Genomic DNA, 26,330 nt, shown 5'->3' with positions numbered 1-26,330 from the left:
ACCTGTAAAATGTATATTAGATAAAAATGCTATTTTTGACAGTACAATAATTAAATCGTTTTGGCTAAAATCAAGAGAAATTCACACAAGATTCTTTACCGGAAATATTCATCAAACCTAAAATATGTGATGATGATATTTACCGTTTTCATTATTACGTTATTCCTGCCCAAACAACCCCGGTTTAGATATGAGTTCGAAAAAAATGCAGTATGGAAAAACAAGGATCTGATTTCGCCTTTCAGTTTTGCTATTTTAAAAACCAACCCGCAGGTTAGTGCAGATAAAAAAAATGCCTTAAAAGATATTTTACCCGTTTACCAGTTGGATAATGGCATTACTGCAAATGCATTGGAAGAGTTTGCCAATGAATTTGATGTGAAATGGAAATCAAAACAACTTAACGAAAAAGATAAGGATGTATATAAAAGTGCTGCCTATAAATTGCTGCAGCGTATTTACCAGAGAGGAATTATCGGCTTAAATGTGAAACACCAGGCGGGGGGTAAAAACTACGACTTTTCTTTGCTTGAAAATAATGTGTCACAGGAGAAAAATACGCAGGATGTTTTTACTGCAGAATCTGCCCTGCTGTTTTTTAAAGATAATTTTAAGGCCCCTAATCAGGTAATGGGCGATTTGGTGGCAAACCTCGCCATTGATCATATCACTCCAAATATCGTATTTGATGAGCGGCTGACGCAAACTATACAAGATAATACAGTTAATAATATCTCCACTACAAAAGGGATGGTGCAAAAAGGGGAACTGATTGTAGCCAAGAATGATGTTATTGACGAAGAAATTTATCAGAAACTGGAATCCTACAAAGCTACTTACGATGCACAAACCAAAACTATTGGCAGCAGGGCATTGGTTTACCTGGGGCAGGTGATATTGGTTGGCTTTATAGTGGCTATTTTAATGTCATTCCTTTTTCTTTTCCGGAAGGATATTTTTGCGGATAACCGTCAGCTTTCGTTAATTCTCATTGTAACTACAGGAATGTTGCTTGCTTTAACCTGGGCTATTAAGATGGAGATCCCAAGTTTGTACTACATTCCGTTCTGCGTGGTGCCTATTATCATCAGGATACTGTTTGATACGCGTTTGGCACTTTACCTCCACATGCTGGTGATTTTAATTGCAGGTTTCTTTGTGGCCAATAGTTTCGAATTTGTATTTTATCAGGTTACTGCGGGTATGGTTGCCATATTTAGCATAAAAAACTTTGTTAAACGCGAAAGGTTCCTAGTTTCGGCCTTATTTATTCTGCTGGCTTATTTTGTTTCTTTTATAGGCATTGCCTTACTCCGCGAAGGGTCTTTCCGCGAAATAGAATGGTTGAATTTTATTCCTTTTGTTTTTAGTGTACTTTTATCGCTTTTGGCTTATCCGTTAATTTACCTGTTTGAACGTATTTTTGGTATCACTTCGGATGTGGCCTTAATTGAGTTGACCAATACCAATAATAAACTGTTAAGAGAGCTTGCCTTTAAAGCGCCTGGAACCTTTCAGCACTCTTTACAGGTGGCCAACCTTGCTGAAGCTGCGATATTTAAAATTGGTGGTAATTCTGTGCTGGTAAGGGCCGGAGCCTTATACCACGATATTGGTAAGGTAGACAATCCACAGTATTTTATTGAAAACCAAAATACGGCTGTGAGTCCACATGATAAATTACCTTATGAGCAAAGTGCGCAGATCATTATTCAGCATGTGCATAAAGGAATTGAAATTTTAAGAAAGAACCAGATTCCTGAAGCGATCATCGATTTTATCAGAACACATCATGGAAATACCCGGGTCGATTATTTTTATCAATCGTTTTTGAAAAATACACCCGAAAAATTTGTCGACGAAAACATATTTCGCTACCCCGGACCAATACCTTTTAGCAAAGAAACGGGTGTGTTAATGTTAGCCGATTCGGTTGAAGCTGCCTCAAGAAGTCTGAAAAATCCCGATGCACAAAACATAAATGACATCGTTGAACGTATAATTAACTACAAATTGGAGCAAAATCAGTTAGATGACTGCGATTTGACGTTAAAAGATATTGAGACTATCAAATTGATATTCAAGACGATGCTGATGAGCATCTATCATGTGCGTATAGATTATCAACAAATTTTGTAATTTTTTTTTGTTGGATAACTTGTTTTACTATATTTGCAGACCTCAAAACAACGCCGGTAGGGCAGAAAAGAGAGGTTTGAAGGAGAGGTGCCTGAGTGGCCGAAAGGAACAGTTTGCTAAACTGTCGTACTGGTAACGGTACCGCGGGTTCGAATCCCGCCCTCTCCGCAAAGAATAAAAATTTGCAAATAAAAATGGAATTGTCAATTTAAATCCGTTACTTTGCAATCCCTTCGAAAAAGGGAAATAAAAAAGAAGATACCAAGTTCGGGATGTAGCGTAGCCCGGTATCGCGCCTGCTTTGGGAGCAGGAGGTCGTAGGTTCGAATCCTGCCATCCCGACAAAAAGTTGATCCACTTTTAAAACAGGATTAAAAGATCGATACCAAGTTCGGGATGTAGCGTAGCCCGGTATCGCGCCTGCTTTGGGAGCAGGAGGTCGTAGGTTCGAATCCTGCCATCCCGACAAACACAGTACAAACTGTATCAATAACCCTCTAAATTGTTCATTTAGGGGGTTTCGTTTTTTTATTGGGTTTATAATGGGGTAATGAATATCAACCATTTTTAACCCAAATCTGCACCCAGATTTTCTTCTTAATATTGTCTTTCAACGAAAGATGAAATTTTATTGCAATTGTTTTTTATTGGACAAAAGAACCAAATCTTAACCGTTTTTACCGGTTTTTTGGGTGCAGATTTGGGTAAAAAAATAGGAGAAGGTTTTATGAAATCTAACCACAGTTTTAGCGTCAATTTCTTCATTAGAAGGGACAGGGAGGCCTTTGGGAAAGCCCCATTATCAGTTAGAATTACTGTCGATGGAAGGGCTGTTTTTTTGCTACAAAAAAGACCGTTGAAAATTGCTGATTCTATAGCATCAACACTTGTACGGTATGTTTTCCAGTTGGTATTTAAGCCGTTTGTATTAGGCATGTTTACCGAAATAACACGGGTAGATGAAGTAATCCGGTTTAAATAGTCATTACCGTTTGCCAATACCACAATTATTTTCCAGGTATTGGATGGAACATTAACTCGACCGTTATCAATGGTATAGGTAATCCCTCCATTACTACCCGTGCCGCCAGAACCATAAGAACCGCAGATGATGTAAACTTCATTTCCTGATGTAACCAGTAAACGGGCATAATTTTCAAGGTCAGCCCATGGCCCCTGGTTATTATTTGGTGCCTGTGGCATCATGTTGCTCATTAAAAAAGTAGAAGAGTTAGCGGCTACTGATGCTGTTCTATCAGCAGAAGGACAAGTGTGGCCACGATCGAAACCTAAATACAATACCCCCGAAAGAAGTTCGGTAATTGTATCCAGTATATTGTTATACATGCAGATGGAATAGGTATGTTTACTATTTACTGCTCCTAAATTATTAAATATGCATGCAAACTATGCTAATAACGGATTATCATAGTGTTAATTTTTATACCTATTTAACTAAAAATGAATCTATTTAACGTGAGTTCGTGATAAGGCTGATTAAGATCTGTAAAGTATGTAATTGTCTGAATATCAATAATTAATCGTAAAATTTGTATTTAAGTGTCTAATTTAAAGAACAACATTATATGCTTGCTCCTGATAAAATTATTGAAATTTTCGTTAAGGTGGATGACTACTGTAGAGAATAGGAGTCCAAATAAGTAAATACCAACTTGATGCAGGTAATTGCAAGATACGAAACAGAAAAGTGTCGCTTGCTGATAGTGAGATCATCACGATACTGATCGCCTTTCACAGCGGCCATTTTACTCTTTTATCTTGGTCATATCTGCGCCTATTACAAGGATTGCTTTCCTGGCCTGGTGTCTTATAATCGTTTTGTCGAGCTACAACAATGAATAGATGTGCCTATGATGCTGTTCCTTAAACGGGATTGCCTTGGGAGATCCCGGGGCATCAATTTTATAGATTCCATATATATAAAAGTGTGCCACAACTGGCGTATCCATAACCATAAGGAGGCTTTCTGCATGGTACGGGGATCCTGAGGGAATGGACTATAATGCCCTCGGGAAATCCACACCTTTGCCCTGGACAGCTGAACTTTTGAAACTGAAAGCTTCGGTAGAAGCAACAGCAGGGATCAGCTTTAATAGTGCTGCTAAATTATTACCGGGATGGACAGGATTCGATTGCCTGGCATAATGACAACGAAACGGTGATGGGTTCACACCCCGTTATCGCATCTGTGTCTTTTGGACAGGTAAGGGGCTTTGATATCCGGCGTAAAACTGATCACGCTGAAAAATATACCCTAAGGCTTGAACATGGTTCGCTGCTCCTGATGAAAGGAGACCTGCAGACCAAATGGGACCATAGGATTGCAAAATCAACAAGACCGATGGGGCCAAGGGTCAATCTGACATTTAGAAAAATCATTGGGACTTAAAATTCATATCTAATACCACTAGCCCATCTCTACCATAAATCAATTCATCCGAAAACGGATAAAACAGCAAAGGCACCGTCTGGGCGATGCCTTTACCATTATTCAGGTACTGATCTCTTAGTCCAGCAGTTCAATTAACGCCTTTGCCGTAGGTCCGGCCGATAGGGGGTTTTGCCCCGTCACCAACAGGCCGTCTACTTCCACATGGGAAAGAAAAGGCACCAGTGCCGTTTTCACCTCCGCGCCGAGCTTGCCCAGCGTCTCTTCGAGCAGATAAGGCACATTGCCCGCTCTGCCCACCAGCTTTTCTTCCATATCACTAAAGGCCGCAACACGTTTGCCCCTTAAAAATCCCGGCCGCTGACCTTCCGCGCTGAGCAGCGCCGCAGGTCCATGGCACACCAGTCCCACCGGTTTGCCCGCATCCAGAAAGTCCAGGATCAACAGGCCACTGTCATTATCCCTGGCCAGATCCCAGATCGGGCCATGGCCGCCCGGATAAAACAGTGCGTCATATTCCGATGCCGAAAGCTGGTTCAGTGGCACAGTATGGGAAAAAGCATGTTTGGCCACCTCGTCATCCAAAAAGCGGCGGTTGGATCCCGAAATATGTTCGGTCAGCTCGCTCATTGGATCTACCGGCGGCCTGCCTCCCTTAGGGCTGGTCAGGGAAACTGAATAGCCCGCATCAATAAATTCATAATAGGGGTCGGTAAACTCACCTAGCCATACGCCCGTCTTGCCGTCCGTATTTTCCATCTCACTGTGAGAGGAAAGCACCATCAATATCTTTTTCATTTCCTTTATTTAATATCGTCCGGACCGATTTCATTACCTTCCTCATCGATCTGCTGATGGGTATCCCAGTTGCTATCACTGGCTGAATTCTGAGTCTCAGCAGCACTGTTTTTATTTTCTTCCCGCTCCTGCAGGTCTTTCTCTTTTGGATCTGTCATAATCATATTTTTAACTTAACAACAATCCAGCGCCCGAATGGTTCAGCAAATTAATCCGGTATTGGCCCTCAGATCGCTATTTCCTTTTTTTAGCAGCTATATTGCCATTAATGTTCAGTATATGCCTCTTGTTGGTCAGTTACCAAAAAAAAACTGATCCAAAGTGCTAAACGCTTAACTTGCAGTTCATGTTGTTTACTTAAACAACAGCAAGCCATCAGCCCTCTTGGCATGTAAGTATGATGAAGAATCCACTATCAGCATGATCGCAGCAAACAAAAATGTTTGGCCGTTCGATAGATTGTGCTCATCTGTTTCTATGCGCAATGGGATAGCGGTTAGTCATCTGCATCTCCAATCTGTTCATTATAAAAATAAATTCTACAGGGATTGCCCAAATTCAAAACAAACGGCCCGTTCAGAAGGTATATGCACTACTAGATTTATAAAAAAATGGAAAATCATACGATGTTACAGTACTTTGAATGGTACTATCCCAACGATGGCAGCCTCTGGAAGAAGGTGCAGGAAGATGCTGCTAAATTAAAAAAAATGGGCATAGACTCCATTTGGCTGCCTCCGGCACATAAAGGTATGGAAGGAAAAGATTCAACTGGTTATGATTCTTACGATTTATATGATCTTGGCGAATTTGACCAAAAAGGAAGTATCGCTACAAAATACGGTACTAAAGAGGAATATCTTCAGGCAATCAAGTCTGCACAACAGGCCGGTATAAGTGTTTACGTAGATATTGTGTTGAACCATCTTGGTGGAGCAGATGAGCATGAGCCGGTTATGGTACGCAAGGTAAACACCGAAAATAGAAATGAATTTATTTCCGAAGCTTTTGAGATTGATGCTTATACCAAATTTACCTATCCTGGCCGGGGCGGAAAATATTCCGAATTTAAGTGGGATTTTCAATGCTTCACCGGTGTAGATTACGACGCACGTAACCAGGAATCAGCCGTGTATAGTATTCAGAACCAATATGGGGCAGGATGGGAGGATGTGCTTGATACCGAAAACGGGAATTATGATTACCTGATGCTTACCGATATCGATTTTCGGAATCCTGCGGTAAGAGAAGAACTTAAGCGATGGGGCATGTGGTTTTACCAGACCACGGGTTTTGATGGACTGCGTTTGGATGCCATCAAGCATATGCCTGCTGATTTTTACAATGAATGGCTAGACTATCTTCGTGCTGAAACGGGCAAAGAACTGTTTACGGTGGGAGAATATTGGTCGCCTAACGATCCGCAGGCCATGCTGGATTATATTGATGCTACCCAGGGCCGTATGTCGTTATTTGATGCCAGCCTTCAGGCTAACTTCTCTCGTGCCAGCAAAGAAGGTGAACAATACGACCTAAGCACAATATTAAACGGATCACTGGTCTCATCCAGACCAGCGTTAGCCGTAACCCTGATTGAAAACCATGATACCCAACCGCTCCAGTCGTTAGAACAGACGGTGGAGCCTTGGTTCCGCGCACATGCTTATGCGATTATTCTACTTCGTGAAGCCGGTTACCCTTGCGTTTTTTATGCTGATGTATACGGATCAGCTTACACCGATAAAGGAGACGATGGAAAAGACCATGAAGTAACCATGGCGGCACTCCCTCAGTTAGAGGCATTACTACAGTTGAGAAAAGCCTTTGCTCATGGACTTCAGCGGGATTATTTTGATCATCCAAGCTGCATTGGCTGGACACGTTCGGGAGATAAGGAACACCAAAATTCGGGCCTCGCAGTAATCTTATCAAACGGTGAGGCGGGAAGCAAGCGCATGGAAATAGGAACTGAATTTGCAGGTAAGATTTTCAGCGATTATCTGGGGCACGATAATAGCGAAATTATTATAGGACAGGACGGATGGGCGGAATTTTACTGCGGGGCAGGCTCTGTATCAGTTTTTACCATAAAATCGGAATCATAAATATTGAGCACTGTGTTTATCACTAAGATAGGGTGTCGGCGAAGTCTGGAAATGAAAATAATTTGAACAAAGGTAATTTTCTCCTGTTGCCTTAGTGAAACATTAAAATATCTTACTATGGAGAATGAACAAAATACAGCATTAAAGAATCCATTGGAACAATATCCAAAGCCACCCTTTCAGCGACAGCCCCAGCAGCCTCCCGGATTGGTAAGTAAAATGATACCTCAGCCCGATCATGGTGAGGAAAGTTACCGTGGCTCAAAAAGGTTAAAGGGTCGAAAAGCCCTGATTACCGGTGGGGATTCTGGTATTGGCAGGGCAGCAGCCATCGCCTACGCCCGTGAGGGTGCGGATGTAGCAATCAACTACCTGCCAGAAGAACAGACTGATGCAGATGAAGTTGTGAGGATCATCACCGAAGCCGGGCAAAAAGCGTATGCCATTCCGGGCGATATTACCAGTAGTGATTTTTGTAAGGAATTGGTTAATATCGCGGTAGAAAAACTGGGTGGGCTAGACATATTGGTCAATAATGCAGGCAGGCAACAGGCCGTCGACTCGCTTTCAGATTTGAGTGAAGAGAGTTTCGATGCTACGATTAAGACCAATATCTATGCACCATTCTGGATTACCAAGGCAGCGCTTCCATACTTAAAACCCGGATCGGTGATTATTGCCACCAGTTCGGTACAGGCGTATGATCCTTCAGAAAATCTTTTTGATTATGCACAGACCAAAGCAGCCAATGTAGCTTTTGTTAAATCATTATCAAAACAACTTGGACCTAAAGGTATCCGTGTAAATGGCGTAGCACCGGGACCCGTATGGACTCCGCTTCAAACCAGTGGTGGCCAACCCCAGGATGCCATTGAGCAGTTCGGCGAGAAAACACCTTTAGCCAGGCCGGGCCAGCCAGCTGAGTTGGCATCTATTTATGTACAACTGGCAGATGACAGCGCAAGTTACGCAACCGGACAGATTTACGGAGCAGCGGGTGGAAGTGGCCATCCTTAACAGATCATAAATTGTGTGATTCATAGAGATCCTTTCCATAATTTTATGTTGAAATGATGGAAAAACTGATGGTTTTACCACATTTCAACATAAATAACAACAATGAACAATGAAGTAAAAACGCCTTAAATGGGTTAAGCTTTATGAATCCATTGGCGTGTCAGGTGTTGCTTGTGTGCGTTGCGGTATCAGCCGTCCAACACTTCGAAAATGGATTAAAAGGTATAAGGAGTTTAGTATTGATGGCCTTCGTGAACACAGCAGAAGACCACATAAAATACATACTCAAATAACCTTAGAAGACGAGCGCCGAATTCTTGATTTAAGAGTTAATCGAAAGCTTGGTCACCGTAGTATTGCTAAAGAAATGAAGCGTTTATATGATCGCTTTTTCTCTACAGCCACCATTCATAAGATACTGATCAAGAATAACAAACAATACTTAAAATTAAGACGAAATTACCGTAAACGATTACATCGTTATAACAGGCCAATACCCGGGGACCGCATTCAAATGGATGTTTGCAATATAGCTGGCAAGCTTTATCAATATACTGCTATCGATGATTGCAGCCGCTTCAAGGTTGTTGAACTCTTCCCCAGGCGAACAGCAACCAATACTTTGAGATTCCTTGAAACAGTAATAGAACAGATGCCTTTTCCTATACAACGTATTCAAACGGACAGAGGAAATGAGTTTTTCGCCTATACTTTTCAAGAAAGGCTTATGGAGTATGGAATTAAGTTCCGGCCAATAAAGCCGCGCTCTCCACACCTCAATGGGAAAGTCGAAAGGACACAAAGAACTGACCTTGATGAGTTTTATTCCACCGTTGATATTAAAGATCCAAACTTGCCTAATCTGCTTTCACAATGGCAATTTCACTATAACTGGTTTAGGGCATACAGCTCTTTAAAAAGAAAGTCTCCCATACAAGTGGTTAATGACCTGGCCCATAAAACGCCAGTATGGGATGAAGTCAGTAGCATGTATGATCCTTGGAAAGAAAGAATTAAAGTGCAAAATTATTGGCTTAATTCTAAGCTATATAAGTGAAACGATTTCTGCAAATCTCACACTTTAACCGCTCTATCAGCAGTTTTTGATGCTGATGCTTTATCAGGAGTTTTTTGTGCTACTTTCTTCTTCTATGCTACTGTAGCAGTATTTCCTGTTGGTGCCTGTACTTCAACTTTTTCTGCTTGTTCGATGCCACTAATGTCGCTTCATCTATAACTATTTCTTTAGCAATTTTCTTAGCTAAACCTTTAGCATCTTTTTTGATCTCCTTGTCTATTTTCTTCGAACCAGGTACCAACTTATCTGCTACTGCTTTAAGTTCTGTAACTAAATTCGATGTAATATTCTTTTTGGCGGTGTTCCTGGTCTTCTTAACCAATGATTTTAGTTTCTGTTTTTTCATACCGAAGTCGTATGAATACAGATGTATGTTATGTAAAAGTTAATTTTATATTATTAATATGTTAAGTGTTTTATGTCCACTAATAGGAGTTACAATGTGTACAAGTCCGAAATTGTCAAGCCAATTGCTATAACTAGATAAAGCCGTTCGTAACTTGTGCATAAAGAGGGCTTAGAGAAGCTTTTTATTTTTAGCAAAATGCGAGCAAGTATGGTTAGGGCATAACGTAGAGAAGAATTATAGCGGGATTCAAAGCCAGGTAACATTGTATTCGAATGAATTAAATATTTAATAATCCTTCTTATTATTAACACAGGTTAATGCAAAAAGAAGTGAACAAGTTCAGTAGTAACTTACTTGTTCAGTGAGGTGTTCTCACTTGGATAATATCTGAATATTTCAATCGGTACTAAACGATTAAGTTACAAATAATAGTAATTACCATTTTATACTGGGCACCAGTTAGTTTATCATGATTTAACCAATGTTTTAAGAAAAATTTGTTATATAGAGAAATATAAGTTATTGATTTGATATTTAATAACTTATTTTTTTCCGATTCAGGTGAATCTAGGATGAGCGATGTAGCAAGGTAGGTTAAAATACGGTTGATATTGGGTAATATTAGACTATTTATTTTTCTGTCGTCCAATTAAATTTATTCAACTAAATTTCTCGCTATGAAAAAAGATCTCAATTCTCTCCGTCATTCTCAATTTAAAATCTTTTCTTTAGAAACTTCTAAGCATCGAATGTAAGTTTTTCTGCTTTTATATTTGAATGTATTAAACCCTTCCAAAGTGATAGTAGGTTGCTACTAAGTACATCCTTGTGCTAATTTAGCTTATAAAGTCCATCTGTGCTTACAAAAAGATTTATAATGAAATTTTATACAAACCTCACCCGTTCAAACGATACCATAACCGAATTGTGCCTTATGTTGTTAAAGGGGCATAATATCAATATTACCAAAACATCACTCCGAAAGGAGCTCGAAGGACATCCTGATTACCCTAGCATGCTATCTATGGGAGATACCCTTAAGAAATTCCATGTTCCTAATGTCGCTGCGAGGCTATCCCTTGAAAAGTTGAGGAATATGCCGAGTCCCTATCTGGTATCGGTAAAAACTGAAATTGAAGGAAAAACCTACTTTTCGATTGTAAGAGAAATGGACGTATCACAGGTGAAAATTACGGATATTAACGGGAAAGATAAAAAATTAAAATGGGAAGAATTTGAGGCGGTCTATGGGGGGAACCGCTTTTCTGATCGAAAAAATTGATAAATCGGAAGAAGAAAGCTATAAAACAAAAAAAACGCAGGAATATCTCAATACACTTTTGTTAGATGTCGGTTTATGGATTATACCTGTTTTGGTCATCCTTAACATCGGGGGATTCATCTATCAGCGAGGTATTTCGGGCTCTATACTGCCGGTTCTATACCAGCTGCTAAACTTAGCAGGATGGTGCGTCAGTGTTTTAATTATGTGGTACGAGATTGATCAGAACAATAAAGCGTTAAAAAAAGTGTGTGGTCTTGGCCAACAGACCAGTAGCTGCGGTGCTGTTTTTCAGTCCAAAGGAGGGAAAATATTTGGTTTTAGCTGGGGTAATGTTGGCTTTGGATACTTTTCTGCCTTACTTCTCATTCAGGGTGCTAGTCAGTTGAATCAGAGTTCGACAGGAGCATTTTTACCGCTTATATCTTCGATAGCATTTTTATATGTTCCATTTTCGATTTATTATCAAAAGTTTGTAGTCAGGCAGTGGTGCCCGCTCTGTTTAACCGTACAGGCAATACTTTTTTTACAATTTTTTCTAGTGCTTTTCGGAGGAACTTTAACAGAAATTGGTGCAATTGGGGAGGAGAAACTAAGTCTATTCTTTTTTTTGGTTTTGGGTGGAGTAATACCTTTTTTAGCTGCCAAACAAATCCTAGATCTTTTAAAAGAAAGAAAAAATTTGAGGCTGACAAATAGGGAGTTAAACAAGTCAAGATTTAATGCTTCTTTATTTATTTCTATGCTTAAAGTACAAAAACAATTTACAGTTGATCCCAATGGACTGGGAATCTTTCTGGGAAGTCCTGAGGCTAAATATAAAATCATTAAAGTCTGTAGCCCGTACTGTGGGCCTTGTGCAGCTGTCCATGATGTCGTTGATGATCTATTGGATGATGGAAATTTTTCTGTACAAGTAATTTTTGCAGCAAGTACCCGAGGCGATGATCCGACTGCAATGCCTGTAAGACATTTCTTAGCTGTAGCGCAACAGGGCGATGAAAAGACGACGCGCCAAATGTTGCATGACTGGTATAGCAGTCCAGTGAAGGATTATAATAAATTTTCAAATAGCTATCCTGTTGATAGTGATTTATCATACCAGAATGCGAAAGTTGAACAAATGTGGGATTGGTGCAATAAAACCCAAATAACCTTCACCCCAACGTTTTTTATTAATGGGTACCAGCTTCCGGAAATTTATACAATAAACGAAGCAGGGATACTTTTGGGGAATTAGTTTAAATGCAAATGTTCATATGCTGTTATCAGATAGGAGCATTCATAAAAAATAATTTTAACATTTAATTCAGGTAATTATGAAAAAACTAAAATTAGAATCTCTGGGAATCGAAAAGAAGGAAATCCTCAGTCGTGACGAATCGAGGAATGTTACCAGTTCCACAGGTAGCGGAACAGACACGGGTTGTTCACTTTTTTGCCAGTATTGTCCTGCTCCGAATCAGACCAAAGCTTATTATGTGTCAATTCAACACTGTTCCGGCGAGTGTTCTACCAATTCTGGAACCAAATCCGTTACCTGTAGCAATCCGCAGATCACAGTAACCTGCAGCCTCGGGGGGTTGATTAGCGAGTGCTTAGGGCTCGGTAGTGGTAGTGGCTCAGGAAGCGGAAGCGGTAGTGGTAGTCGAGGAAGCCGTGGAAGCGTCATCAGTGGTTAGTTATATAAATTTAAGTTCATTTAATAATTTTCAATATGGAAAATAGCAAATTAAACCTCGGAAAAACTGGTTTTGAAGAAATCCTCAGTCGCGACGAAATGAAAGAAATAATGCTCGGTTCAGGTTCAGGCTCGGGCTCTGGGTCAGGTCTAGGATCGGGATCTGGCTCTCCTCCTCAATCAGCCTGTACTGCTAGTTGTACTTGTCCTGACGGGACCACAACATTTGAGGTGAGGGTAATCTGTAAAAACGATTGCCGGGCTGTTAGTGAGCAAGGTGTGGAATGCGTTGAAAATGGTGTGTCCAAAGGCGCAGTTACCTGCCGTTCGGGATATGCTACACAATGCTATACCAGTGTGTGATTTTTGAAGATCAGCCATGATTGAGAGCATTTATAAAGTATGTGAGCGCCTTTTCAACAAGTTGGGTTTGCTTATCGGATTGTTGCTGTTACAGCTTAGCAATGCTTGTGTATCCCAGGAAATCAAGATCGTGCTAAAACCGATGGCTGATCGGAAATATATTTCCGTGATCATGCCTAAGCGTTCGGTAGATAATGTAAATGATTTCAAGGGGATCGATATTTCTGGCTATAAAATATGGGAGCTTTATCTTTCCTCATTTTCTGATAATCAGTCTGCATATGAATTGGTGGGTATGGAATACCTTAAAAAACTTGATCCTACTGTTGATACAACCCTCATCTATCGCGGCAAATTAGAGAAGAACGGTATTGCTTCCTTTGTCGGGCTAGATGCTGAAGGGAATTTTCACGCCGTAGTGGATGCAAACAATAACCGGGATTTCAGTGATGACCATTGGTATAGGTTTCTGCCCAATCCATCTAAGAAGGAGTTTATGATCAGTAAAGAAGAAGTCTTCTGTACGATAGGCTATTATGACAAAAAACAGCTGAGAGATACCAGCGTGAATATGGACGTGGAATTTTTGAGGTTTCCCGCTGGATATGATGGGGAGGATGAATACAACCAGAATGGAAGGCTAAAGAAACTGTTTGAGATCAGAATGCTAAAAAAGTCCTATAAAATGGGCACGGCAACTCTTGATGGACAGGAATATGCTTTTTTGGCAAGTGATCAATACTATAACCTGTATCCATCTGCTAAAGCATATTCTATGACGGTTAAGAAAATGCCGCTGGATAGTACGGAAAACCTCTACCAGTATTTTTCCTCCTCAAACGAACTGGTGCGTGTTGGAAACGGACTTTATCGAATACCTAAAACCATAAAAGACGAATTGACCCTGAGTTATGTAAAGGAAGCGGCATATGGTGATGGATCCGTAGGCAATGCAATGCCTCCCGGAACTGCCGAAAACCTGACATCCGGTAAAAAATATCTATTAGGAAAAAGGACGGGGAAATTTGCATTGATTGATTTTTGGGCAAGCTGGTGTGGGCCATGCATCGAAGCAATGCCAACCCTTAAGGCATTTCAGTTGAAGTACGCCGCAAAAGGAGTTCAGGTATTGAGTCTTGCCATAGATAAACCCACGAATAAGCCAAAGCTGAAGCACCTGATCTCGGAGCAACAAATGGATTGGCCCCAGCTATATATGGATGCCGGCAAAGAAGGCCAGGCTTATTTGAAGGAATGTCATATACAGTCCTTTCCCACTACCATACTGATAGATCCTGAAGGAAAAGTGCTCTACCGGGGAACATTTGAGACATCGATACACAAGGCGGATGAACTGCTAAGCCGCATCTTTTCAAAAAAGTAAATTTTATAAATATAATCAATACCCTCACCAATGAACAGCCAAATACCTAATTATCCTTTATTTTTAAAGTATCTGTTTGTTCCGGTTTTGATCCTGATTAACTCATGCCTTGCCCATGCCCAGGATATTAAAATTCCACTAATTCCTAAGGTTGGGGCCGAATCAGATCATGTCGTTATAACTAAGCAGTCTGTGGAAAATATTCAGGACTTTAAGGGAATAGATACCAGCAGGTTCAGGATCTGGCAGCTATACACACAGCCATTTTTTTATGAACAGGCAGCCTACGAAAGAGGTGGTATGGTTTTCGTAAAACAGATAAGCCCCGCAATCGACACCCTATTTATCTATAAGAATAAGATGAAGCGGAACAATATAGCCTCCTTTGTTGGTCTTGATGAAAAAGGCGTTTTTCATGTAGCTTTAGATGCTAACAACAATGCGGATTTCAGTGATGAACAATGGTACCAGTTTGATAAAAATACTTCAAGTGAGGATTATATCCGAACGGCAACGGATGTCATTTGCAAATTTGACTATTTTGATGGAAAAGCACTCAGGGACACCAGTCTGCGAATGGAGTTAAGCTTTACGAGGTTTCGTGCCGGTTTCTATACCGAAAAGGATTATAATAATGATGGTCGGTTAAAGGATAAATTCCAGCTTTTTCTGATCCGGTTATCCTATAAATCTAACACTTTGATCTATCAGGGCAAACGATACTTTTTTTCTGCGTCGGATGAATATTATAATCTCTATCGCTACCCAAGGGAATATTCGCTTAAGGTAAAAAAGCTACCAGTGGAAGCCAATGAAAACTACTACAAGTACTATCCCTCATCCGGTGAGTTGGTGCGGCTGAATAATAGTGTTTTTCGTATCCCGATGAAGGTTACCGACACCCTTACACTGAGTTATGTCGGTGAGGCAAAAAATGGGAATGCATCAATTGGCAAACCAGTGCCATCTGGTATAGCAATGAATCTATTGACTGGTAAAAAGTATTCATTAGGAGGCAAAACGGGAAAATACACACTCATTGATTTTTGGGCAAGTTGGTGCGGCCCCTGTATTAGGGCATTCCCAGCACTTAAATCCTTAAAGTCAAAGTATTCCCCAATGGGCATTCAGGTACTCAGCCTGGCGGTAGATGATGAAGGTAACAGGCAAAAGCTGATCAAGCTGATTGCAGAGCATGGCCTGGACTGGCCCCAATTGTATATGGATGCGCAGAAAGAGGGGAAAACATACCTAAATGCCAGCCGGACACAAGCATTTCCTACCACATTGCTTATCGATCCAAATGGGATCGTAATATATCGGGGGACTTCTGAGCAAGCCCTGCGCGAGGCAGATACAATATTGAGGAGTATTTTTTTTAAAAAGCAGTAATTATTCAGCATTTATGAAGAAAAAAATTTCAACCTTCGTAATAAACCTTGAAAAAAGACCGGACCGAAAGCGTCATATTTTGAACGAATTTTTGGACAAGCCCGAGTTTGATCTCAAAGTCGTCAATGCCATCGAGCATACCAACGGCAGTTATGGGCTGTGGATGACTATCTCTCATATCCTTTGCGAGCTGGTTGATCAGGAAGATGAATTCTTCTTAATTGTGGAAGATGATCATGTTTTTACCGAATATTATGACCGACAGTTTTTTCTTGATAGCCTAGCCTATGCTGGTTCACTTGATGCCGAAGTTCTGCTCGGTGGCGTTTCCTGGTTTAATTCAGCGGTACCGGCATCCAGAAATTTATTTTGGATAGACACTTTTAATGCTACCCAGTTCGTCATAGTTTACAAATCATTCTATAGTAAGTTTATAAAAAATCTAGAAACCTACTCGGATTCGGCAGACATTAATATCTCAAAGATAGCCGACAGGAAATTTGTACTGCACCCATTTATTTCAACACAAAAGGAATTCGGTTATTCCGATGCCACTGCGTTCAATGTGCAGGAAGGTTACGTAACACAGATTTTCACGCATTCTAAAAAGCGGTTGAAAAGCCTCAATAAAGTATTGGATTTTTACAGCGAGACTATCAAGCAGTCGTGATGATCGAATTTAAGTTACCAATGGCATTTACAAACACTGGAATATGAGATGAAGAAAAAAGAAAGAGAAATTTTACTGCCGGTCTATTTTATTTCCGATGTCCATTTAGCAGGTAAGGGTATTGAACATAGGATGATTAATGAGCAGTTTTCCTCAAAAAAAGAGTTTGAACTGAAGTTTTCCTATTTGAAACCTGTGAATAGCGATGGAGGTAATTATGATGAATGGGAACAGGTTATAGCGATCATAAAAGATGCACAGCTCGCTGGGGATCATGCCATAATCCTCGCCAGGAGTAGCCATGTGTTCTCTGCCAGCTATTCGTTTGAAAGACTATTGGAACAGATATTAAACGCAAACCGTCTGGGCGCGAAAATATTGTATGGAAATGCCAGTGCTTATCATGATGCCTTGTATTTGTCAAAAAATCTTTTTTGGGTTCACGATGTTGGCTCAACGTCATTTGTCGTATTGTATAGAAGTGTTTTTGAGAACATCTTGGCGCATAGCGCGTATGTATTTGGTCTTATTTCTTTCGAGGTGTTATTATCAGAGATGACCAGTAATAAACTGATAACCTGTCCATTTATAGGAGATCAGGACACAGAAGAAAAACAAGAGGCTTATGCCACTACTGAGACCGAGATAAAACGGATCAAATCCACAACATTAAAATACAAAAAAGACCATCCTTTTCTCGGAGAAAAGCATATAGACACACCAGCTACGAAGCTCGTTTTAAACGGTTCTATAAGGGCACCTTTCACATGGGATTCTGCCGAGCAGGTTTTTGTAAAAGGGCTGAGGGAGGAAAAGATCATTGTGCTCGTGCCATTCCATAATGCGGGTACCTACCTGAAGGAATGCTTTCAGTCCTTAAGTACTCAGCTTTATGCAAATTTTAATATCTTTTTTTTAGATGATTACTCTACAGACAAGGCATTAGATGAAGTGGTAACAATACCCGGGCAGGTGGAAAAAATCTATGGGGAGGCAAGGGCCTATGCTTTGAACAATATCTACAACTGTCTGAAAAACCTTGACTGCTCAGGTGAAGAAATCATACTCATTGTTGATGGAGACGATTATTTGTACCACAACCATGTCTTTAAAAACATTAATTACCTCTATCAGAGGCAAGGTTGTCTCTTGAGTTACGGACAATATTACTCTACAACAAATCATCTGGGACATTGTAAACCATATAGCAATGAGGAATTTGGAATACTAAGACAACTTGACTGGAGAGCTTCACACCTGAAAACCTTCAAGTTTAAGCTATTTAGAGAATACATCAGCCAGGACCCTGAAGCATCAGCCTTCAAAGACAATAAAGGTGATTTTTATGAAATGACGTATGATATGGCATTGATGACGCCCTTAATGGAGATTGCCGGCTTTCACAAATGTTATTTTAATGAAGATGTAAATTACATATACAGGATACATGAAAAAAATGATGCCGCCAGGAACAGGGCCCTGCAAATACAAATCGAGCAAGAAATCAGGTTAAAGCCCTGCTTTAAGCCTGTTTTTGAAGTGGAACAAAAAATGCTGACCAACTAAAATCCTTTATGTACTTATGATACTGCAAATACTAAAAGGAGGATTGGGAAACCAGATGTTTCAGTACGCATTCGGACGATATGTTTCGCACTTATTGCAAACGGATCTTTTTCTGGAAAGGGGGATACATTTGAACGGCAGTTCAAATCGCTTGTACGACCTGGACATCTTCAATATACAAAAAGATGTACATGTGGGGACTTTGGGAGATCTAAAAAAAACAGCGTATTCAGTATTTAAAATAATTTCTGAAAAGCAGTTTTCTTATGATGAGCAGATGATTTTGGAGCTGAAGTCACTAAAATCAGAACTTATGGACAACAACTTTCTATTAGTTTTTGATGGTTACTGGCAATCATATAAATATTTTTCCACGATTGCAGAGGTTATCAGGGAGAGTTTTTGTGTTGATCTGGACTTTAATGGAAATTTCCAAACCCTATTGTCTTTGATTCGGTCAACCAACTCCGTCATGATCAATGTTAGAAGAGGGGATTATCTTGATAAACTCGACTATCATGGTGTTGTCGATGAAAACTATCTGTATGAATCAATGGCATTGATAGAAAAAAGAATATGCGAGCCCCATTTTTTTGTTTTTTCTGACGATATATTCTGGTGCAGAATGAAGATAAAAGCTGATAAAAATGTGGTTTTCGTCGATGAATCCTACTATGATCATAAATTTCAGTCCTATTTCAAGTTGATGTCAAATTGCCGGCATTTTATTATTTCAAACAGTACCTTTTGCTGGTGGGCCGCATGGCTGGCTGATGCTCCCGAGAAAACAGTCATTGCACCTGAAAAATGGTTTGCCACCGATACGCTGAATGCAGAAGATCTGATCCCGAAAGAATGGATCTCTATTTAATTAACATACAAGAAGTGAATTAAATTCTATTGAAACGAATATGCCAATTGCCTATTTGATACTTGCCCATAAGAATCCGGAGCAGCTCCTAAGTCTGATCAGATCAATCTATAATAATGAAGACGTCTTTGTAATCCATCTTGATGTTAGATCTGATATGGCCGGTTTCCAGAACTTACTTGTCGGTTATGAGCATGTGGTTTTTCTTAATGAGCGCTGGGAAGCAAAGTGGGGTTCATATGGGCTAGTAGAGGCCGCTTTGAGCGGATTGCGATTTATCGACGGTATTCAGGGAGTAGAGCGGATAATGATGTTGAGCGGTCAGGATTATCCGATAAAAGGACCTAGTTACATTAAAAAGTATTTGTCAGAGCGCCCTTACGATATTTTTATAGAATGTTTCAGTATTCCCTGGTCATTGTGGGAAGATGGCGGCTTAGGTCGGTTTCCTGATTATATCAATGTCAAAGAAGTAATGGATCTTTATGCTGGATCACAGTGGGTTTCCTTCCCCCATAGTGTAATCCAGATTATATTTGATTTCCTAGACCTTAACCCTCTTTTTATAACTTATTTCAAGACTGTCTTTATTCCAGATGAATGTTTCTTCCAGACCCTGTTGATGAACTGTGGGATAGATGATATTGTTAAAAATATAGCAGGTATCAATCTCCATCTAATAAGTTGGGGCAGAGAACAGAACCATCCCAATGTCTTAAAAAACGAGGATCTGTTATTGATCATGCAGAATGAAAAATTGTTCGCCAGGAAATTTGAAATCGGCCCATCATCATCATTGCTCAACTATATTGATCAGAACATATTGGCAGAAAAGAAAGAGGTTGATTACAAAAAGCAGCCCGGACCGAGGCAAAAAGAAATACAGGCAATCTGTTTCCTTACCAATAAAGATGAGGAAAGTGTTTTACACCGGTATCATAAATTAAAGGCAGAAGTTGGCAGATTAGGTGATTCGAGGATTTTTTTTCATCAGGATTGCGTGTTGGGCATAACCCGTTCGCTTCAGGAATACGACCCTTTTGTTTTTACTTCCCAAATTCTCTCCGAAATGGGATATAAGCCCATTTTTAATGACGCCTTAACAGGTAGTAACCATTTTCCGCTGCTAAAATTTTATAGGGAGAACCCTGATTATGACTATTACTGGTATATTGAAGATGATGTGTACTGTACTGATGGCTGGGATAAATTCTTTGGTTTCTTTTTGCGGAATGCCATAAAAACTGATTTTGTTACTGCCCACATCCGTGGTCATGCCGATGAACCGGGTTGGTTTTGGTGGGATACACTTAAATTTAACTCAGCCCCGCAATCTGATGCTTTTAAAATCAGGTCATTCAATCCTTTATTTAGAATATCCAATGAGGCTTTAAGGTTTATTGATCAAAGCCTTTTACAAGGATGGGAAGGACATTACGAAGTCCTTTTGCCTACGCTACTTAAGACAGCTGGCTTTAGCATTGCTGAATTTGGAGGAAGTGGGCCATATGTCTTGCCGGGATGCGAGAATAAGTTTTATTTGGCATCCGAGAACGATGATTTAGGGAGATTGGCAACAGGAAGCATCCGCTATCGTCCGGTGATCGGCGAAGAAGAAATGGTACGTCCGTTGATTTATCATCCGGTAAAAATATTACTCACAAATAATTTTAGGGGCATAGGACAATGAATTACATCGAAAAAATCTGCTTAAACAATCTGATGGAAATACTTCCTTTAGGTTGCTCGGATTTAATCGGGGATTTCAGCATGACTCCCTTTGGCCTTTCATTCCTAAAAAACGAGATTATTCTTAAGCGTATCCTTATTGGTCACCATTCCGAAAAGTCTGATCGCAGGTACAGGGATAAAATATCGGGCGCGATGAGACGGTCGGTTGAGGCCGACAGTAAGGCTGCCTATTATGCGGATAAGGCAGAGAGCATCAAAAGTAATGATGCCATCTTTTCGGACGACCCCGAGGCACTGGTTAAACTGGAAGAGAAGCTTAACAGTTTAAAGGAGATGCAGGATTTTATGAAGGCGACCAATAAGTGTATCAGAAAGAATGATAAAGATGCTTTTTTAAAATTGAAGTTTGGGAATGACCGTATGTGGGAAGAGCTGATACAGCCTAAGTTTGGCGGGCAGGGCTTTGCCCATTTTACTTTAACAAACAATAGTGCCAATATCAGGCGCATTGAAAAACGGGTGGATGCGTTAAAGAACCAGGTGCAGACTGTGGCAGTTGATACGGTGATCAACGGGGTGCGTATTTTGGAGAACAGGGAGGCGAATCGCTTGCAGCTTTTTTTCGGTGGTAAGCCTGTGCAGGAGGTAATCACCCAGCTAAAACAGCACGGCTTCCGATAGTGCAGGTCTGAGGGCATGGCAACGGCATATTAGTAACAATGCGCTTTATTGGGGCAGGGTTATAGCTGGAACAGTGGAAGCTTAGGCCAGCTTTCAAGCAGTAGCTTTGCGCTGAAACCGTTTGTGGAGGGTTGGGGCGATGCTATATCAGTTAGGCCGTCATTGGCCTGGCTGATATAGGGCGTTTTGATGCCATCTCCTTGAGCTTAAAAAAACTGTGTAGAATTTGAATAGTATAATCAATGTTTTGAACTTTCCCGCACGGAGACAAAAAATGCAAATTATGTTAAAGGTTATAGATCTTGCAGGCAGGCCGATCAGGGTGAACAACTTGGAAGCAGCAATTAAACAAGCAGACCTTTATAGAAACCAGTATCATGAAGATCCAAGGTTCGCGGAGCTGGACAAAAGGCTACGTGGATATTGGGAGGATTTGTATCAGAAACTGGTTGCTTTAAGATAATAGGTGGAAATCGGGGGCGGCCGTCCATTGGACGGCCGGAAGCCTCGCGTCCTGCGGACACTCGGCTGGGATGATCTGTAAGCTTGGTAATAGAACAAGTTAACTTATTTGCACCAAACTTCATTTCTCCAAATGATAGGCTCCTGTGATCGGTACGGCTTTGATCAGACCTAGTGGGTTTCTCATAAGCGGGATAAGGACAGATTTTATTTTGTACTGGACTACTGGCATAATGGATAACGATACTGTCGTAGTCTTTATAGACCATATCTTTTAAAACCGCATTTCGCTTTTGCCGTATCTAGCTCAGCCTGAGAAATGGTTAATGAAAATCCATCGCTGAAAGTTAACTTCTGACCACCAACCGTATCCTGCATAATCTTGTAAACATTCCGGACTGAACCGAATTCGGCAATGGCAGCCTTGATGGTCGCTATTGTAACACAATTGTCCCAGTTACGATCTTTTAGGCATTCCGCTGTTTTTTGATCGAGCTCAACGCGATATTGGTAAAATGCTTCAATAAGGTTTGTTCTAGGTTGCTGAGCACATGTAAATGAAATGATCGTAAAGGAAAAGAGCGTGGAGAGGAGAAATACTTGCATGGTTTATCTGAGATTTTAAATGAATAGTCGGGCTGTTTTAGGCATAGTTATTTGCTTTTTTAATACGACTTAAATTTTACTTTTTTTGGCTTTGAGTATTTGCGTCTTTAGATTGTTTTATTTTTGCTACTCTTTCTTTGCCTTTTTTCGCAAAGAGCAACGGCATATCGATAAGAAGAGCAACGTATGATCTGATCGCATCCTTCTTGGCTTGTTGTCCAAAATCCCTTAGCTGCGGGTTCATCTGTGCCCCTATACTTAGCACAAGTGGAGTATTGCCGAGTCCGCTTCTTATAGCAAGTCCTGGCGAGAAAAGCTGTGACCAGCGTACCTCTTCCGGTAGCCCCTGGTTGTCATGGCTGATCCTGTAAGAAACAGCCGCACCGATGTCGAGCAGGATCATGCTTAAAGTCACATAGGATTTATTGTAAGATGCCCAACTATAATCAAGGCTTATCGGGGCTGAAAGTCCGATGACCATCGGCAGTTTATTTGCTTGCCCCTTCACGTATTCCAGTCCTGCATAAGGACCGAAATATGCACCAAGGGAAAAGGTCGAGGTATGCTGCTGCTTGATGCGGAATGACGCAGGTGGAAGTGCGTGGGCTGCAATTACCTCAGCCATTTCCCCTGAATTTTTTGATTGCAGGATATCTGAAATAAAAGCGATGATCCTGGAGGCAGATTTATAACCGTCCGTCTGTTCATTTAGATAGGGCTTAATAATCTCTAAAGTAGACATAGATGCTGCCGCATAATTTTTTTCCTGGATCAGCTGATAGGTCTCAATCAGCTTCCTTGTCTCTCCCATGCCGTCTGCAAAACTTGCAGACCCTTTAATTATCGACCCCTGGACCTGCTGTCCGAGGGTGGTACTGATGAGATCGGAAAACGCAATCCAATAATTGTTGAAACTGAAATCCTTTTTAACTCCAGGTACATCTCCCTGACTGTTCTGGAAGTGTTTTAGGGCAATAAGGGTTCCCGAGATCCAGGTTTTCATTCTGACAATGTCTATGGCGGAAATGCTGTCTGTTCTCAGGTTGGTGAAAAGGGAGAATTCCCGGTACTTGTTAGACAGGAGCTCGATAAGGATCTGTACCGATTCTGGCCGGTTGTTTACCGCGGCGTTAAAACCAGACTGGCTTATCCAGTAACCGTTGGGGTCTCTTAGGTCGTAAAATTCATTGTTTATAATCCTGATCATATTGGCAAATGTTTTTAGACCGGGGCTCTCCAGGGAATCTATCGTCGTAACAGATTCTATAATCTCAATAAAATTGTATTTTTTGATGATCAAAGTGGATATGCGCTGGGCATCCTTTAAATAAATTATATTTTGCCTTTGGGTCAGGGATCCTGATGTTGAATATTTTTCAGATAGAAACTTTATTCCGTTTGATGGGAGCATATTCAGGTCCTTGGAAAAGGAATATTTCCATGAACCGTCAAAACTTGGTGCTGAAAGTTCGTCGTAAGTGCGGAACTTGGCCTCGGTAGCAGGCAAAAGTTTTTTTAAAGTGGTGAGGTTCTCAAATTTATCCTTCCATTGTTTCATAAAGTACACTATTGCCTCCTGTTTAGCGCGTTTGGCTATATAGGTGGCTAAGGCATCTATCATTTCTGCTTGGGAGGGGATCTTTAGATTGGTAAGCCCAGAAGAGTTTATGGTTGATTCTTCTACCTTCATTTTTTCGGTGTTAATGTCCTCCGCAGTTTTGTAATCTTTTGCGGTGATTGCTATACCTGTTCCTTTCTTGATCTCCACCAGATTTCTGACAAACTTTAATTCTGTGAGCTGGCTTACGTTTGTTCTGGAGATTTCAAGTATCTTTTCTGTTATCTGTTTTCTCTGGACAAGGATAATTGTCTTAATCGCCTGGATAGCTGCTTTTGTTTCGGTTATTCTTTTATCTATTGCCTGACTATCCGATAAATTCAACGTGTCACTGATGTTGGGGATGAGCAGTTTAAGCAATTGCCTGTTCGTACTATCAAGGGGAGCCTGATATATCAAAAGATTTTTCTCCAGTTGGCCAAGTTTTGTTATATCCTCGTTCATTTTGCTTACCGATGCAGACAGGCTGACCAGTTCCCCCCCGTTAAAGGAGCCTCTTGCGGAAGAAAGTTCTGATATTATACCATCAACAAATGCCGTTCCCTCGACCGATTTCGTTGTATTTGTAATCAGTTGGGTAGCATAGAGTTTTTCCACTTGATCAAGCATCGGGCTCTTGTGCTTGATTGCCGATCCTGCCTTTACCAATGCAAGAAGCCTGCCGATGGAGTCAAGATGATCCTTGAATTTTGATGGTTGCTGTTTGAAGTCGTAAAGGGTCTGTGAGATCTGGAAGAGGTTCTGTGCTTTGAGTTCTGAGTTGAATACGGTCAACAACAGTGCTGCGAACAAAAGGGTCTTTTTCATTTTTTGAGCGTAAAATGTTTAAAAGAGGTTTCAGGGGAAAAATAGTTTCTGTTTGTCTGATCTTATTTGAGTATAAGTTAGGGTTTTATTTAGCCCAGGGCAATACCCAGTAATAGGTATTTCTTCAACAGACAGCAGATAGAGGTAAATGGAAATAACTTTCCAATCGAAACGGATAAAAAGGCTGTGAATTTCGGGCGTAAACCACAATAAATGGAAAAGAAATGTAATAACACCCTCATAAAATTTCTTCTTTAAAAAAAGGTAAACCATAATGAGAACATAGCTATTGAAAAAATCAATAACATAAGCTTTACTATCGTTTGTGTATAATTCATAATTATATATTTCGTTTGTTGGCAGGTCTTAGCTATATTGTTAACCTAAAAAAGGCAAAAGAGAAAAATGGCATATAACAATCAAGCCCAGAAAACGTATTTATAGGCTGCTGAATGGGTTGATGTGTCAGGATCTCGTCTATAATCTTCATACTCCCTTTCTCTTCTAGAATTCTCTTCATCTATTTGGTTTTTTCAGCATTATGTGCATTCCATCCCGCGCTACCAGTACTAAAGTCATTAGAACGACCAGATCTTGCGTTATTCTCTGCTTTCCATTGATTTAAATCATCATCATTATCATACATAATTTAATCGTTTTTTGAGACGAAATTTACGATATAGATTTTTTTGCCTATCACAATCCACCATTTAATGATAATATTATAACATCTGTCTGGAAAAACGAGTGTACTGTCAGGATGGCATCAACATTAAGAATTATAAAATACAGATTATAAGCTATTTATTTAAAGTGTTAACTATCCAATTTAAACAGTCAATAGGCTCAACTATTGACCATGAATGAGGGTGTCTGGTTCCATCTAGTCGATATCCTTTGCCAATAGCAGGTATAAATTCTGCTTCTTTATTTCCACTCATATTTAAAAAATTAATCATTGAAGATAGATTAGCAGCATTTATATCATAATAATCACGGTTTCTTTCCTTAAGTGCCCATAAGATGTCGGGATCACAATACACCCTAACAGGCAAGTTCTTTAAAAACTTTGCGTTACCGCCATCTTTCTCCGATCTGGAATACATCGAACATTGAATATACCTTTCAGGATGTTTGTCAGGTTCCCCACCATACATTTTATAATATTCTTCCATGATCATTTTTGCTTCCCTCAGCCCATTCATCTTACCTGGACTTAAGCCTACTTTATCACCATTCATCATAATATCCCGTTTCGAGGTGTTGTAAAGTCCTGCCAAATCTACGGGCGGATCAACACCAAAAACGGCCGCTGGAATTATAGATGTTTTGTTACTATTATCTTTTGCCATTTCTGTA

Annotated in this window: 23 protein-coding genes, 3 tRNA genes and 1 pseudogene; 19 read left to right on the top strand and 8 right to left on the bottom strand. The window is 40.3% G+C overall.

Annotated features, from left to right (window positions below; all coding sequences use genetic code 11):
* Positions 1-132: 132 nt before the first annotated feature.
* The 4 genes from FFJ24_RS12180 to FFJ24_RS12165 all read left to right on the top strand — a co-directional run bounded on the left by FFJ24_RS12180 (position 133) and on the right by FFJ24_RS12165 (position 2,605).
* Positions 133-2,139 carry an HD family phosphohydrolase gene (locus FFJ24_RS12180; protein ID WP_138822354.1) on the top strand — a complete coding sequence of 669 codons (2,007 nt, stop codon included), beginning with the start codon at positions 133-135 and terminating at the stop codon, positions 2,137-2,139.
* Between the two features lie 81 nt (positions 2,140-2,220).
* Positions 2,221-2,307: transfer RNA gene (locus FFJ24_RS12175), tRNA-Ser, on the top strand.
* A gap of 100 nt (positions 2,308-2,407) precedes the next feature.
* A tRNA-Pro gene (locus FFJ24_RS12170) sits at positions 2,408-2,481 on the top strand.
* Between the two features lie 50 nt (positions 2,482-2,531).
* Positions 2,532-2,605 (top strand) — tRNA-Pro (locus tag FFJ24_RS12165).
* A 131-nt stretch (positions 2,606-2,736) separates the two neighbouring features.
* Here FFJ24_RS12165 and FFJ24_RS12160 read toward each other — a convergent pair.
* Positions 2,737-3,486 carry a DNA/RNA non-specific endonuclease gene (locus FFJ24_RS12160; protein ID WP_138821746.1) on the bottom strand — a complete coding sequence of 250 codons (750 nt, stop codon included), beginning with the start codon at positions 3,484-3,486 and terminating at the stop codon, positions 2,737-2,739.
* Between the two features lie 769 nt (positions 3,487-4,255).
* Between FFJ24_RS12160 and FFJ24_RS12150 the strand changes: the two genes are divergently transcribed.
* Entirely contained in the window at positions 4,256-4,549 is a 294-nt protein-coding gene (locus tag FFJ24_RS12150) for an alpha-ketoglutarate-dependent dioxygenase AlkB (RefSeq protein ID WP_246862799.1), read from the top strand.
* 117 nt (positions 4,550-4,666) lie between these two features.
* Here FFJ24_RS12150 and FFJ24_RS12145 read toward each other — a convergent pair whose 3' ends face one another.
* Together FFJ24_RS12145 and FFJ24_RS26125 are read right to left on the bottom strand one after the other, a co-directional pair.
* On the bottom strand, positions 4,667-5,347 hold the full coding sequence (locus tag FFJ24_RS12145; RefSeq protein WP_210419510.1) for a type 1 glutamine amidotransferase domain-containing protein: 681 nt from the start codon (positions 5,345-5,347) through the stop codon (positions 4,667-4,669).
* A gap of 5 nt (positions 5,348-5,352) precedes the next feature.
* A complete protein-coding gene (locus tag FFJ24_RS26125; protein ID WP_168202466.1) occupies positions 5,353-5,505 on the bottom strand; it encodes a hypothetical protein in 153 nt (50 codons plus the stop codon).
* Positions 5,506-5,958: 453 nt separating this feature from the next.
* Between FFJ24_RS26125 and FFJ24_RS12140 the strand changes: the two genes are divergently transcribed.
* The 3 genes and pseudogenes from FFJ24_RS12140 to FFJ24_RS12130 all read left to right on the top strand — a co-directional run bounded on the left by FFJ24_RS12140 (position 5,959) and on the right by FFJ24_RS12130 (position 9,526).
* Positions 5,959-7,452 carry an alpha-amylase gene (locus FFJ24_RS12140; RefSeq protein WP_138821745.1) on the top strand — a complete coding sequence of 498 codons (1,494 nt, stop codon included), beginning with the start codon at positions 5,959-5,961 and terminating at the stop codon, positions 7,450-7,452.
* A 117-nt stretch (positions 7,453-7,569) separates the two neighbouring features.
* On the top strand, positions 7,570-8,469 hold the full coding sequence (locus tag FFJ24_RS12135) for an SDR family oxidoreductase (RefSeq protein ID WP_138821744.1): 900 nt from the start codon (positions 7,570-7,572) through the stop codon (positions 8,467-8,469).
* Between the two features lie 102 nt (positions 8,470-8,571).
* Positions 8,572-9,526, top strand: a pseudogene (locus FFJ24_RS12130) (IS481 family transposase).
* A 97-nt stretch (positions 9,527-9,623) separates the two neighbouring features.
* Here FFJ24_RS12130 and FFJ24_RS12125 read toward each other — a convergent pair.
* A complete protein-coding gene (locus FFJ24_RS12125) occupies positions 9,624-9,893 on the bottom strand; it encodes a hypothetical protein (protein ID WP_138821742.1) in 270 nt (89 codons plus the stop codon).
* An 880-nt stretch (positions 9,894-10,773) separates the two neighbouring features.
* Between FFJ24_RS12125 and FFJ24_RS12120 the strand changes: the two genes are divergently transcribed.
* The 11 genes from FFJ24_RS12120 (at position 10,774) to FFJ24_RS12065 (ending at position 21,941) form a co-directional block, all read left to right on the top strand.
* A complete protein-coding gene (locus tag FFJ24_RS12120) occupies positions 10,774-11,178 on the top strand; it encodes a cysteine peptidase family C39 domain-containing protein (protein WP_138821741.1) in 405 nt (134 codons plus the stop codon).
* Positions 11,144-12,418 (top strand): vitamin K epoxide reductase family protein, encoded by a 1,275-nt coding sequence (locus FFJ24_RS12115; protein WP_138821740.1) that lies wholly within the window; start codon positions 11,144-11,146, stop codon positions 12,416-12,418. The genes FFJ24_RS12120 and FFJ24_RS12115 overlap by 35 nt, the downstream gene beginning before the upstream one ends.
* 477 nt (positions 12,419-12,895) lie before the next feature.
* Entirely contained in the window at positions 12,896-13,222 is a 327-nt protein-coding gene (locus tag FFJ24_RS12105; protein WP_138821739.1) for a hypothetical protein, read from the top strand.
* Positions 13,223-13,364: 142 nt separating this feature from the next.
* Positions 13,365-14,606, top strand: a complete 1,242-nt coding sequence (locus FFJ24_RS12100) for a redoxin family protein (protein WP_210419509.1) — start codon at positions 13,365-13,367, stop codon at positions 14,604-14,606.
* Positions 14,607-14,636: 30 nt separating this feature from the next.
* Positions 14,637-15,998: a TlpA disulfide reductase family protein gene (locus FFJ24_RS12095; RefSeq protein ID WP_138821737.1), complete on the top strand. Its 1,362-nt coding sequence runs from the start codon at positions 14,637-14,639 to the stop codon at positions 15,996-15,998.
* A gap of 13 nt (positions 15,999-16,011) precedes the next feature.
* Positions 16,012-16,668 carry a glycosyl transferase gene (locus tag FFJ24_RS12090; RefSeq protein ID WP_138821736.1) on the top strand — a complete coding sequence of 219 codons (657 nt, stop codon included), beginning with the start codon at positions 16,012-16,014 and terminating at the stop codon, positions 16,666-16,668.
* Between the two features lie 48 nt (positions 16,669-16,716).
* Positions 16,717-18,234, top strand: a complete 1,518-nt coding sequence (locus FFJ24_RS12085; protein ID WP_138821735.1) for a glycosyltransferase family A protein — start codon at positions 16,717-16,719, stop codon at positions 18,232-18,234.
* Positions 18,235-18,250: 16 nt separating this feature from the next.
* A complete protein-coding gene (locus FFJ24_RS12080; protein WP_138821734.1) occupies positions 18,251-19,105 on the top strand; it encodes an alpha-1,2-fucosyltransferase in 855 nt (284 codons plus the stop codon).
* Between the two features lie 40 nt (positions 19,106-19,145).
* Positions 19,146-20,795 carry a beta-1,6-N-acetylglucosaminyltransferase gene (locus tag FFJ24_RS12075; RefSeq protein ID WP_138821733.1) on the top strand — a complete coding sequence of 550 codons (1,650 nt, stop codon included), beginning with the start codon at positions 19,146-19,148 and terminating at the stop codon, positions 20,793-20,795.
* Positions 20,792-21,478: a DUF3560 domain-containing protein gene (locus FFJ24_RS12070; RefSeq protein WP_138821732.1), complete on the top strand. Its 687-nt coding sequence runs from the start codon at positions 20,792-20,794 to the stop codon at positions 21,476-21,478. Before FFJ24_RS12075 ends, FFJ24_RS12070 begins: the two co-directional genes overlap by 4 nt.
* A 283-nt stretch (positions 21,479-21,761) precedes the next feature.
* Positions 21,762-21,941, top strand: a complete 180-nt coding sequence (locus FFJ24_RS12065) for a hypothetical protein (RefSeq protein ID WP_138821731.1) — start codon at positions 21,762-21,764, stop codon at positions 21,939-21,941.
* 257 nt (positions 21,942-22,198) lie between these two features.
* Here FFJ24_RS12065 and FFJ24_RS12060 read toward each other — a convergent pair whose 3' ends face one another.
* From FFJ24_RS12060 to FFJ24_RS12050, 4 genes are all read right to left on the bottom strand, one after another.
* On the bottom strand, positions 22,199-22,546 hold the full coding sequence (locus FFJ24_RS12060) for a hypothetical protein (RefSeq protein ID WP_138821730.1): 348 nt from the start codon (positions 22,544-22,546) through the stop codon (positions 22,199-22,201).
* A gap of 76 nt (positions 22,547-22,622) precedes the next feature.
* A complete protein-coding gene (locus tag FFJ24_RS12055; protein ID WP_138821729.1) occupies positions 22,623-24,971 on the bottom strand; it encodes a hypothetical protein in 2,349 nt (782 codons plus the stop codon).
* Positions 24,972-25,491: 520 nt separating this feature from the next.
* Positions 25,492-25,617, bottom strand: coding sequence for a hypothetical protein (locus FFJ24_RS26660; protein WP_256377619.1), 126 nt, complete (start codon positions 25,615-25,617; stop codon positions 25,492-25,494).
* Positions 25,618-25,771: 154 nt separating this feature from the next.
* Positions 25,772-26,323: a hypothetical protein gene (locus FFJ24_RS12050; RefSeq protein ID WP_138821728.1), complete on the bottom strand. Its 552-nt coding sequence runs from the start codon at positions 26,321-26,323 to the stop codon at positions 25,772-25,774.
* Between the last annotated feature and the right edge of the window lie 7 nt (positions 26,324-26,330).

It is taken from the genome of Pedobacter sp. KBS0701 (assembly GCF_005938645.2).
Lineage (GTDB): Bacteria > Bacteroidota > Bacteroidia > Sphingobacteriales > Sphingobacteriaceae > Pedobacter.
The sequence above is the reverse complement of the archived record's forward strand: the minus strand, read 5'-3'. Positions and strand labels throughout refer to the sequence as shown.